9 protein-coding genes are annotated in these 11,131 nt (G+C 74.9%); 8 read left to right on the forward strand and 1 reads right to left on the reverse strand.

Annotated elements, in window-relative coordinates:
• From ABD158_RS07745 to ABD158_RS07765, 5 genes are all read left to right on the forward strand, one after another.
• Nucleotides 1–1,788, forward strand: a complete 1,788-nt coding sequence (locus ABD158_RS07745; RefSeq protein ID WP_344005809.1) for an L-aspartate oxidase — start codon at nucleotides 1–3, stop codon at nucleotides 1,786–1,788.
• Nucleotides 1,785–2,804, forward strand: coding sequence for a carboxylating nicotinate-nucleotide diphosphorylase (gene nadC / locus ABD158_RS07750; protein WP_344005811.1), 1,020 nt, complete (start codon nucleotides 1,785–1,787; stop codon nucleotides 2,802–2,804). The genes ABD158_RS07745 and nadC overlap by 4 nt, the downstream gene beginning before the upstream one ends.
• Nucleotides 2,801–3,646, forward strand: coding sequence for a type III pantothenate kinase (locus ABD158_RS07755; RefSeq protein WP_344005813.1), 846 nt, complete (start codon nucleotides 2,801–2,803; stop codon nucleotides 3,644–3,646). The genes nadC and ABD158_RS07755 overlap by 4 nt, the downstream gene beginning before the upstream one ends.
• 190 nt (nucleotides 3,647–3,836) lie before the next feature.
• Complete coding sequence (locus ABD158_RS07760; protein ID WP_344005815.1) at nucleotides 3,837–4,178, forward strand: histone-like nucleoid-structuring protein Lsr2; 342 nt, start codon at nucleotides 3,837–3,839, stop codon at nucleotides 4,176–4,178.
• A gap of 162 nt (nucleotides 4,179–4,340) precedes the next feature.
• The gene (locus ABD158_RS07765) at nucleotides 4,341–6,926 is read left to right on the forward strand and encodes an ATP-dependent Clp protease ATP-binding subunit (RefSeq protein ID WP_344005817.1); all 2,586 of its coding nucleotides are present in this window, start codon (nucleotides 4,341–4,343) and stop codon (nucleotides 6,924–6,926) included.
• 177 nt (nucleotides 6,927–7,103) lie between these two features.
• On the opposite strand, the gene ABD158_RS07770 is transcribed toward ABD158_RS07765, so the two are convergent.
• The gene (locus tag ABD158_RS07770; protein ID WP_344005819.1) at nucleotides 7,104–8,012 is read right to left on the reverse strand and encodes an HhH-GPD family protein; all 909 of its coding nucleotides are present in this window, start codon (nucleotides 8,010–8,012) and stop codon (nucleotides 7,104–7,106) included.
• A 71-nt stretch (nucleotides 8,013–8,083) separates the two neighbouring features.
• Between ABD158_RS07770 and ABD158_RS07775 the strand changes: the two genes are divergently transcribed.
• The 3 genes from ABD158_RS07775 (at nucleotide 8,084) to ABD158_RS07785 (ending at nucleotide 11,062) form a co-directional block, all read left to right on the forward strand.
• Nucleotides 8,084–8,944 (forward strand): hypothetical protein, encoded by an 861-nt coding sequence (locus tag ABD158_RS07775; RefSeq protein WP_344005821.1) that lies wholly within the window; start codon nucleotides 8,084–8,086, stop codon nucleotides 8,942–8,944.
• An 11-nt stretch (nucleotides 8,945–8,955) separates the two neighbouring features.
• Nucleotides 8,956–9,381: an alternative ribosome rescue aminoacyl-tRNA hydrolase ArfB gene (gene arfB / locus ABD158_RS07780; protein WP_344005823.1), complete on the forward strand. Its 426-nt coding sequence runs from the start codon at nucleotides 8,956–8,958 to the stop codon at nucleotides 9,379–9,381.
• 70 nt (nucleotides 9,382–9,451) lie between these two features.
• Nucleotides 9,452–11,062 (forward strand): M1 family metallopeptidase, encoded by a 1,611-nt coding sequence (locus ABD158_RS07785; RefSeq protein ID WP_344005825.1) that lies wholly within the window; start codon nucleotides 9,452–9,454, stop codon nucleotides 11,060–11,062.
• Nucleotides 11,063–11,131: the final 69 nt, after the last annotated feature.

The raw sequence follows: 11,131 nt of genomic DNA on the forward strand, positions 1-11,131 counted from the left end.
ATGACCTCCGAGCGCCCCGGGGCGCCGCTGCTGCCGGCCCGTCTGCGCGCGCAGCCGCCCGGGTGGACGACGTGGGCCGACGTCGTGGTCGTCGGCTCCGGGATCGCCGGCCTGACCGCCGCCCTGCGGCTGCGCTCCACCCTCGACGAGCGGCTCGGCCCGCAGCCCGCCGGCGCCCGCGGGCCCCGGGTGCTGGTCGTCACCAAGGACGTCCTCGACGCCGGATCGACCCGCTGGGCGCAGGGCGGGATCGCGGCCGCGCTGGGCCCCGGCGACACCCCCGCCCAGCACGAGGCCGACACCCTCGTGGCCGGCGCCGGCGGCTGCGACCCGGAGGCCGTGCGGGCGCTGGTCGAGGAGGGTCCGGAGGCGGTCCGCGAGCTCATCGCGCTCGGCACCGTCTTCGACCAGGGCGACGACGGCGAGCTCGCGCTGACCCGCGAGGGCGGCCACCACCGCGACCGGATCGCCCACGCGGGCGGCGACGCGACGGGCGCCGAGATCTCCCGCGCCCTGATCGCCGCCGTGCGCGCCGCGCCGGAGATCGAGGTCGTCGAGCACGCCCTGGCGCTCGACCTGATGCTCGACGGCCCGCCCGGCGAGGGCGCCGTCGCCGGCGTCACGCTCCACGTGATGGGCGAGGGCCAGCGGGACGGCGTCGGTGCCGTGCGCTGTCGCGCCGTCGTGCTCGCCAGCGGCGGGCTCGGCCAGGTCTTCGCCCAGACCACCAACCCCGGCGTCGCCACCGGCGACGGGGTCGCGCTCGCGCTGCGGGCCGGCGCCCGGCTCCGCGACCTCGAGTTCGTCCAGTTCCACCCCACGATGCTCCACCTCGGCGCCGACGCCAGCGGCCAGCAGCCGCTCGTCTCCGAGGCGGTGCGCGGCGAGGGCGCGGTGCTGCTCGACCACGACGGCAGCCGCGTCATGGAGGGCGTCCACCCCCAGGCCGACCTCGCGCCCCGCGACGTGGTCGCCAAGGCCATCACCCGCCGGATGCGCGCCGGTGGCCACGACCACGTCTGGCTCGACGGGCGCCACCTGGGCGCCGAGCGGTGGCAGCGCCGCTTCCCGACCATCCTGCGCGTCGCCCGCGAGCACGGCATCGACCCGGTCGTCGACCTGCTCCCGGTCGCGCCGGCCTGCCACTACGCCTCCGGCGGGGTCGCGGTCGACCTGGCCGGGCGCACCGACGTGCTCGGGCTCTACGCCACCGGCGAGGTCGCGTGCACCGGCGTCCACGGCGCCAACCGGCTCGCGTCGAACTCGCTGCTCGAGGGCCTGGTCTTCTCCCGCCGGATCGCCGAGGTCCTGCCCGCCGAGCTCGGCGGGTGGCGCACCCCGGTCGCCGACCGCCGACCCGAGGGCCTCGTCGGCGGTGAGCACCGCGACGAGCTCCAGCGCACCATGACCGCGCGTGCCGGCGTGCTCCGCTCGGCGACCGGCCTGGCCGGCGCCGCCGCCGACCTCGCGGACCTCGCCGGTCGGGCCACCCGCCCCGACCGGGCCGCCGCCGAGCCCGGCGTGGCCGCGTGGGAGACCACCAACCTGCTCACCGTCGCCACCGGTCTCGTCGCCGCGGCCCTGCGCCGCGAGGAGACCCGCGGCTCCCACTGGCGCGAGGACCACCCCGACCGCGACGACGCCCGCTGGTCCGGCCACCTCGATCTCCAGCGCGATCTCCAGCTCGATCCCCAGCTGGACCCTCAGCCCGACCCGGGCGGCTCCCGCCTCGTGGTCGACCTCGTCCGCACCCGCCCCTCCGACACCCTCGCCGGAGCCGCCTCGTGACCTCGCCCGCCGCCACGCCCGGCCACACGCCCGGCCCTGTGCCCGGCACCAGCGCTCCCGACGGTCCCGACGGACCCTGGGTGACCGGCATCGCCGCCCCGTCGTACGACGCGCTGCCGGGCCGTCTGGTCGACGAGCTCACGGCGGCGGGCCTCGACCCCCGCGAGACGTGGGCGTCGGTGGTCGCCGCCGTCGCCGAGGACCTCCCCGGCGAGGACGTCACCAGCTGGTCGACGATCCCCGCCACCCAGGTCGAGACCGCCGACCTGCTCGCGCGCGCCGCGGGCACGCTGGCCGGGGGAGCGGTCGCGGAGCTGGTGTTCCGCCACGTCCTGGGCGCCGACGCCGCGGTCGAGCGGGTCGCCGCCGACGGCGCGGTGCTGGCGCGCGGCGACGTCGTGATGACCGTGACGGGGCCGACCGCGCTGCTGCTCACCGCGGAGCGCACCGCCCTGAACTTCCTCGGCCACCTCTCGGGCGTCGCCACCGCGACCGCCCGCTGGGTCGCGGTGCTGGACGGCACCGGGGCCCGGGTCCGCGACACCCGCAAGACCGTGCCCCACCTGCGCTCCCTGGCCAAGTACGCCGTCCGCGCGGGCGGCGGCGTCAACCACCGCCGCGACCTGTCCGACGAGGCCCTGGTCAAGGACAACCACGTGCTGGCGGCCGGCGGCGTCGTCGCGGCGTACGAGCTCGTCGCGGGCCGTCACCCGGACCTGCCGGTCCAGGTCGAGGTCACGACGCTCGACCAGCTGCGCGACCTCGTCGCCGGCACGGCCTGCACCGACGTGCTCCTCGACAACATGGACGTGGCCACCACCGCCGAGGCGGTGCGGCTCAACCGCGAGGTCGCGGCGGCCGCCGGGCGGGCACCCGCCCGGCTCGAGGCCTCCGGCGGCCTGGACCTCGATGCCGCCCGGGCGGTCGCCGAGACGGGCGTCGACACCCTCGCCGTCGGCGCGCTCACCCACTCGGCGAGCGTGCTCGACATCGCCATGGACCTGCGGGTCCCGTGAGCGGCGGGCAGGGCCCCGGGTCGGGCGGTGGGCTGGGCGGTGTCCGGGTCGACGACCCGGACGGCCTGCTCTGCGTCGCCGTGGGCAACGACCGCACCGAGGTCGGCCTCCTCGAGGACGGCGAGGTCCTCGCGCACTGGCAGCTGACGACCCGCGAGCAGCGCACCGCCGACGAGTGGTGGGTGCTGCTGACCGGGCTGCTCGGGGGCCGGCTCGAGCGGCTGCGCGGCGTCGCGGTCGCCTCCGCCGTGCCCGCGGTGCTGCAGCAGTGGCGCGCCATGCTCGACACCCGGCTCGCGGAGGTGCCGTGCGTCGTCGTCGAGCCGGGGGTCCGCACCGGCATCCCGGTCCGCACCGAGAACCCCCGCGAGGTCGGGACCGACCGCGTGGTCGACGCCCTGGCCGCGCTCCGGCGCTACGGCGCCCCGGTCGTCGTGGTCCACCTCGGCACCGCCACGTGCCTCGAGGTGGTGACGGCGGCGGGCGTCTACGTCGGCGGCGTCATCGCCCCCGGCGCGGAGACCTCGCTCGAGGGCCTGCGTCGACGCGCCGCCCAGCTGCGCGAGGTCGAGCTGGTGCGCCCGCCCGCCGTCGTCGCCCGCAACACCGTCGAGGCGCTCCAGTCGGGTGCCGTCTACGGCGCGGCGGCCATGGTCGACGGGCTCGTGGCCCGGGTGCTCGCCGAGGAGGGCCTCGCCGCCGCGGACACCCGCGTCGTCGCCACCGGCCACCTCGCCCACCTGGTCGCGCCCGAGTGCGCGAGCGTCACCGACCACGACCCGTGGCTGACGCTGCGCGGCCTCGAGCTCGTGCACGCGCGGAACTCCCACCGCCGCCCCTGACGCCTTTCGGGAGTGATTCCCGGGGATGTCGACGGGGCCTTTTCCGCGGGGAGACCGAAGATCGTGTACCTGCCTCACCAGATGATTCAGGGAATTGTCGTCACGTCGATGTGCGGAAAAGCGCAGGACCTGCGATAGTCCATTCCGACATGGGGGTCCCGTCGGCAATTCTTGAGAAAGGCACATTCCCGTGGCGCAGAAAGTGAACATCCTCCTCGTGGACGACATCGACGAGAGCGAGGCGAGCGAGACCGTCGCCTTCGGCCTCGACGGCACGTCGTACGAGATCGACCTGAACGACGAGCACGCCGCGCAGCTGCGCGAGGCGCTCGCCACCTACATCGGCCACGCCCGCAAGGCGGGTGGCCGCCCGCGTCGCGGTGGCTCCGCCCCGCGTCGCGCCGCCGCGTCGTCCTCCGACGGCCCGAGCGCGAAGGACGTGCGCGAGTGGGCCCGCGAGAACGGCTGGGAGGTCCCCGACCGCGGTCGGGTTTCCACCGAGGTCCGCGAGGCCTACGAGGCCGCCCACTGAGCACCGCCGGCCCGCCGGCCGCCCAGGCCCCGCCCCCTCCCGGGGCGGGGCCTGTTCGCTGTCAGCGCACCCCCTCCGGTACGCCGGGTGGAACACGTAGGCTGGCGATCCAGGTTGCACCCGTTGCAATCTTCGAGGAACTCTCCAGGTGGAGGAGCGCACATGTTCGAGCGGTTCACTGACCGAGCCCGCCGGGTGGTCGTGCTGGCCCAGGAAGAGGCCCGCATGCTCTCCCACAACTACATCGGGACCGAGCACATCCTGCTCGGTCTCATCCACGAGGGCGAGGGAGTCGCGGCGAAGGCGCTCGAGAGCCTCGACATCTCGTTGGAGGCCGTCCGCGCCCAGGTCGAGGAGATCATCGGCCAGGGCCAGCAGGCGCCCAGCGGCCACATCCCCTTCACGCCGCGCGCCAAGAAGGTGCTCGAGCTGTCCCTGCGCGAGGCGCTGCAGCTCGGCCACTCCTACATCGGGACCGAGCACATCCTGCTCGGCCTGATCCGCGAGGGCGAGGGTGTCGCCGCCCAGGTGCTGCAGAAGCTCGGCGCCGACCTCAACCGGGTCCGCCAGCAGGTCATCCAGCTGCTGTCCGGCTTCCAGGGCAAGGAGAGCGCGGGCGCCGCGACCGGCTCGCAGAGCAGCGGGGGCGACGCGCCGTCCTCCTCGCTGGTGCTCGATCAGTTCGGCCGCAACCTGACCCAGGCCGCCCGCGAGGGCAAGCTCGACCCGGTGATCGGGCGCGAGCAGGAGATCGAGCGGGTCATGCAGATCCTCTCGCGACGCACGAAGAACAACCCCGTGCTGATCGGCGAGCCCGGCGTGGGCAAGACGACCATCGTCGAGGGCCTGGCGCAGGACATCGTCCGCGGCGCCGTGCCGGAGACGCTGAAGGACAAGCACATCTACACGCTCGACCTCGGCGCCCTGGTCGCCGGCTCGCGCTACCGCGGTGACTTCGAGGAGCGCCTCAAGAAGGTGCTCAAGGAGATCCGCACCCGCGGCGACATCGTGCTGTTCATCGACGAGATCCACACGCTCGTCGGCGCCGGCGCGGCCGAGGGCGCGATCGACGCGGCCAGCATCCTCAAGCCGATGCTGGCCCGCGGCGAGCTGCAGACCATCGGGGCGACGACCCTCGACGAGTACCGCAAGTACCTCGAGAAGGACGCCGCGCTCGAGCGCCGCTTCCAGCCGATCCAGGTCGCGGAGCCCGCCATCTCGCACACCATCGAGATGCTGAAGGGCCTGCGCGACCGCTACGAGGCGCACCACCGGGTGACCATCACCGACGGCGCCCTCGTCTCGGCCGCGACGCTGGCCGACCGTTACATCTCCGACCGCTTCCTGCCCGACAAGGCGATCGACCTGATCGACGAGGCGGGCTCGCGCCTGCGAATCCGACGCATGACGGCCCCGGCCGACCTGCGCGAGTTCGACGACAAGATCGCCGAGGTCCGCGAGCGCAAGGAGACCGCGATCGACGGTCAGGACTTCGAGGCCGCCGCGCGCCTGCGCGACGAGGAGAAGCAGCTCATCCTGGCCAAGTCCGAGCGTGAGAAGCAGTGGCGCGCGGGCGACATGGACGTCGTCGCGGAGGTCGACGAGGAGCTCATCAGCGAGGTCCTCGCCCTGGCGACCGGCATCCCGATCGTCAAGCTGTCCGAGGAGGAGTCCAGCCGTCTGCTCAAGATGGAGGACGAGCTCCACAAGCGCGTGATCGGTCAGGAGGAGGCCGTCCGGGCCCTCTCCCGCGCGATCCGCCGTACGCGGGCCGGCCTGAAGGACCCCAAGCGTCCCGGCGGGTCGTTCATCTTCGCGGGCCCCTCGGGCGTCGGGAAGACGTGGCTGTCCAAGACGCTGGCGGAGTTCCTCTTCGGTGACGAGGAGGCGCTGATCCAGCTCGACATGAGCGAGTACGGCGAGAAGCACACCGTGTCGCGGCTGTTCGGTTCCCCGCCCGGATACGTGGGTTACGAGGAGGGTGGCCAGCTCACCGAGAAGGTGCGTCGGAAGCCTTTCTCCGTCGTGCTGTTCGACGAGGTCGAGAAGGCCCACCCGGACATCTTCAACAGCCTCCTGCAGATCCTCGAGGAGGGGCGACTGACCGACAGCCAGGGTCGTGTCGTCGACTTCAAGAACTGCGTCATCATCATGACGACGAACCTCGGCACCCGGGACATCGCGAAGGGCCAGAACCTCGGTTTCGCCCAGAGCGGTGACGCGGCCGGTTCCTACGACCGGATGAAGAACAAGGTGTCGGAGGAGCTGAAGGTCCACTTCCGCCCCGAGTTCCTGAACCGTGTCGACGAGGTCATCGTCTTCCCGCCGCTCAGCCAGGAGCAGATCGTCGCGATGGTCGACAACATGATCGCCGCGGTCGAGACGCGCCTGAAGGACCGGGACATGTCCCTCGAGCTGACCCAGCCGGCCAAGGACCTGCTGGCGAAGCGCGGCTTCGACCCGGTGCTGGGCGCGCGGCCGCTGCGCCGCACGATCCAGCGCGAGATCGAGGACACCCTCGCCGAGAAGATGCTGTTCGGCGAGGTGGGACCGGGTCAGATCGTGCTGGTCGACGTGGAGGGCGAGGGCCCGAGCGCGACCTTCACCTTCAAGGGTCAGAAGGTCGGCGCGCTGCCCGACCTCCCGCCGCTGGAGACCGCCGGCGTCGAGCTGGGCGAGCCCACCGGCGACCCCGGCGAGGACACCGACCCGCCGATCGACGTGAAGCGCTCCACCGACGACGACTGACGTCGCCGTACCGCTCCACCCACGAGGCCCGTCCCGGCACCCGCCGGGGCGGGCCTGGTGCGTCGGGTCGGCGGTGGTGGGCGGCGGAGGTGCGCATCCGGGCCGACTCGGCGCGTTGAGGGTGCGCACCCGGGCCGACTCGGCGCGCTGAGGGTGCGCACCCGGGCCGACTCGGGCTCAGGGCAGGGCGACGGTCGTGTCGGAGGTGCGGACGGCGAGGCCGTCGGTGAGGAGGCCCTCGAGGCAGCGGGCGCGCTGGAGGGGGTCGGGCCAGGCGGCGTCGAGGCGGCTGAGGTGGACGGGCGCGTCGGCGTCGCGGAGCACCGCCAGCAGGCGGCCGCGGCACTGGCGGTCGGTGCCGTCCCAGGCCTGGGCCCGCCGCACCGGTCCGTCGTACGCCGGGTGGCCGGCGGCGCGCCACGCGCAGGTCCCGGCGACCGGACAGGCGTCGCAGTCGGGGGAGCGGGCGGTGCACACGAGCGCCCCCAGCTCCATCACGGCGACCGACCACGTCGCCGCGGTCGGGGCGTCGGGCGGCAGCAGGGCCGCCGCGCGGTCCCGCTCGGCCCGGGTCACCGACGCGGCCGGGACCGCCTGGCCGGCCAGCACGCGGGCGTGGACGCGGCGCACGTTGGTGTCGAGCACGACGTGCCGACGGCCGTACGCGAAGGTCGCGATCGCCGCCGCGGTGTAGTCGCCGACCCCGGGCAGTGCCAGCAGGTCGTCGTAGGACGCCGGCACCTCGCCGCCGTGCCGCTCGGTCACGGCGACGGCCGCGGCGTGCAGCCGCAGCGCCCGCCGGGGGTAGCCGAGACGCCCCCACGCCCGCACGGCCTCCCCGGTCGGCTCGGCGGCCAGGTCCGCGGGCCGCGGCCACCGCTCGAGCCAGGCGGCGTGCACCGGCAGCACGCGGGCGACCGGGGTCTGCTGGAGCATGTACTCCGAGACCATCACCGACCAGGCCGAGGCGCCCGGCTCGCGCCACGGCAGGTCGCGGGCGTGGCCGTCGTACCAGCGCAGCACGGGCTCCCACAGGTCCGCCGCCGGCCCGGCCGGGAGGTCGCGAGCAGGGTCCGGGCCGTCCATCGCACCGCAGCGTACGTCGGCTGCGGTGTGGCTCCCCGTGGTGGGCGCCGCCGCTGGCTACGGTGACGCCCATGAGCTCGCTTGCCACGCCGCGCGGGCCGCTCCCGGCGCGGGTCTACTGGTTCCGTCGACTCCTCGTGGTCGGTCTCGCCGTGCTCCTCGTCGTCGGCCTGGCCCGGCTGCTCGGCGGCGGCGGTGACGGCGACGACGGTGCGGTGACCGCGGTGCAGGTCGGCTCCGACGCCGCCCAGACGCCCCAGGCGTCGCCGACCGCCGACGCGAGCGAGGCGCCCCGCGAGCGCGCGCGCCGCGCCCGGTCGGCACCGAGCGCGGGCCCGACCGTCGAGCCCCCGGCCGAGCCCGAGGGCGAGTGCGTCGACTCCGACGTCGTCGTCGAGCCCGAGGTCTTCCGCCCCACCGAGGGCAACACGGTCCTGATCGGCCTCGACGTCACCACCCGGGCCACCCCGGCCTGCTACTGGGACGTCTCCGCCGACTCGCTGGCCCTGACCATCACCTCCGGCGACGACGCGATCTGGAGCACGCGGCAGTGCCCGACGGCGGTCCCCGAGCGCGAGGCCGTCGTGCGCAGCACCCAGCCGACGCGCGTGATCGTCGAGTGGTCCGGCCGTCGTGCCGACGACGAGTGCAGCGAGACCACCGCCTTCGCCCTGCCCGGCTTCTACAACGTCGAGTCCGCCGCTCTGTCGGGTGAGCCGGCGAGCGTGCAGTTCCAGCTCAAGGCGCCCCCGCCCCCGGTGATCACCCGCTCGCCGGAGCCGACGGAGGAGCCGTCCGCCTCGCAGGACGCCCGGCCGGGCGCGGGGGACACCCCCTCGGCCGAGCCGGTCCCGGGCACCCGCGAGGGCGACACCGGTGGTCGCCGCCCCGCCCCGTCACCGTCGGGTGCCGTGGAGCCCGACGGCCGCTGAGGTCGTCCGCCGTGGACGACCTGCGCGTCTCGGCCCGGCTGCTCGTGCCCGACGCCGAGCTCTCCGAGCGGTTCTCCCGCTCCTCGGGCCCCGGTGGCCAGGGCGTCAACACCGCCGACACCCGTGTCGAGCTGTCCTTCGACCTCGCGCGCTCGCCCGCGGTGCCCGACGACCTGCGGGGACGGATGCTCGCCCGCCTCGACGACCGCCTCGTGTCGGGCGTCGTGACGGTCGCGGCGAGCGAGCACCGCACCCAGCTCGCCAACCGCCGGGCCGCGCGCGAGCGGCTCGCGTCCCTGCTGCGCGACGCGGCGGCCCCACCGCCCAAGCCGCGTCGGCGCACCCGCCCGACCCGCGGCTCGGTCGAGCGGCGCCTGTCGGCGAAGTCGCGCCGGTCGGAGACCAAGCGCGGTCGCCGCGGCCAGGGCTGGGACTGACGCGGGCCGGATCGTCGCGGGCGTAGGCTCGCCGAGGCCCCCGGCACCCGCCCCGGACCCTCCCCGAGTGATGGAGGTCGCCCCCATGTCGTGCGCCCGCTCCCTGGCCGGCCGTACCGTGCCCGCGCTCGTCGCCCTGCTCGCGTCCGGGGTCCTCGCGGTCCCGGCCGCCCTGCCCGCCTCGGCCAGCCCGCGCGCCTCGACCGCCCTGCCCGCCGGGCCCGTCGTCCTCGCGGCCCCCGGGGAGGCCCCCGTCGCCGGCGCGCGCACCGCGGGCGACAGCCTGTTCCCCCACGTCGGCAACGGCGGGTACGACGCCCGCCACTACGACCTGGACCTGCGGTGGACGCCGGCGCCCCGCCTGGCGCGGAGCCGCCTGCAGGCGACGACCCGCATGCGGGCGGTGACCACGGGACCACCGCTCGCGTCGTTCTCGCTCGACTTCGAGCGGGGTGGGATGCGGGTGTCCTCGGTGACGGTGGACGGCGAGCGCGCGTCGTACCGCTCGATCGACCGGCGGGCGAGGATCGAGCACAAGCTCGTCGTGACGCCGGCGACCCCGGTCGAGGGCACCTTCACCACCGTCGTGCGGTACGCCGGCGTCCCCACCCGGCACGTCGACCGCGACGGCTCGGCCGAGGGCTGGAACGCCACCGACGACGGGGCGGTCTTCGTGAACCAGCCGATCGGGGCCATGACCGCCTACCCCCACAACAACACCCCCGCCGACAAGGCGACCTACGCGATCGACGTCGACGTGCCCCGCACCCTGACCAACGCCGCCGGCCGTGGCCCGCTCGCGGTCGCGAGCAACGGCCTCCTGGTCGGGCGGGTGAGCAACGCGGCCGGCACCCGCACCACCTGGCGCTGGCGTCAGCCCCACCCGATGGCCAGCGAGCTGAGCATGATCTCGATCGGCAAGTACGACGTGATCCGCGACCGGGTGCGCCTGGCCGGCGGTCGGCGCGTGCCCGAGTGGAGCTTCGTCGACGCCGAGGTCGGCGCGGCGGCACGAGCCCGCGTCGAGCGTCAGCGGGATCGCTGGGCCCGGGTCCTCGACGGGCTCGGCCGCCTGTTCGGTCCCTACCCGGGGGTCAGCACCGGCGTCGTGGTCGACCGGGTGCCGGCGGCCGTGGACTACGCGCTCGAGACCCAGGACCGGTCCTTCTTCCCCGGCGACGTCGACCCCGAGACCTTCGTCCACGAGGCCGCCCACCAGTGGTTCGGCGACCACGTGTCGCCCGTGGACTGGAACGACCTGTGGATCAACGAGGGCATGGCCACCTGGGCGCCGACCTGGTTCGCCCACCGCGTCGGGCGCCCCGCCGGGCCGACGACCGGGACCGTCTACCACCGTCGGTGGGCCCGTACCCCGGCCGACGACCCGAGCTGGAGGATCCCTCCGACGCGCGTGCGCGACTCCGCCGACCTGTTCGGCGACCAGGCCTACGAGCGCGGCGCCCAGGCGTGGGAGGCGCTGCGCCTGACCATCGGGCCCCGTGCCTTCCGCGACCTCCTGCGGACCTGGCAGGAGCGGTACGGCGGGCGCAGCGCCGGCACGGGCGAGCTCGAGGCGCTGGCGGCGGAGGTCTCCGGCCAGGACCTCGACCTCTTCTTCGACGACTGGCTGCGCGACCCCGACAAGCCGGTCTGGCCGCGGACCGCCGGCACGGGAGGCTGACCGCAAGATTTCCGCAAGTGGTTCCGCTGTAACAGACATGTGATCTTTCAGGGGCCGGACCGGCATACG

This window comes from Nocardioides lentus, from assembly GCF_039529515.1.
In the GTDB taxonomy this organism is placed as follows: Bacteria; Actinomycetota; Actinomycetes; order Propionibacteriales; family Nocardioidaceae; genus Nocardioides; species Nocardioides lentus.

Excerpts from the sequence above, each read along its gene's own strand:
- ABD158_RS07765 (WP_344005817.1), top strand. The coding sequence starts at position 4,341 with ATGTTCGAGCGGTTCACTGACCGAGCCCGCCGGGTGGTCGTGCTGGCC.
- ABD158_RS07770 (WP_344005819.1), bottom strand. The coding sequence starts at position 8,012 with ATGGACGGCCCGGACCCTGCTCGCGACCTCCCGGCCGGGCCGGCGGCG.
- ABD158_RS07785 (WP_344005825.1), top strand. The coding sequence starts at position 9,452 with ATGGAGGTCGCCCCCATGTCGTGCGCCCGCTCCCTGGCCGGCCGTACC.
- ABD158_RS07775 (WP_344005821.1), top strand. The coding sequence starts at position 8,084 with ATGAGCTCGCTTGCCACGCCGCGCGGGCCGCTCCCGGCGCGGGTCTAC.
- ABD158_RS07745 (WP_344005809.1), top strand. The coding sequence starts at position 1 with ATGACCTCCGAGCGCCCCGGGGCGCCGCTGCTGCCGGCCCGTCTGCGC.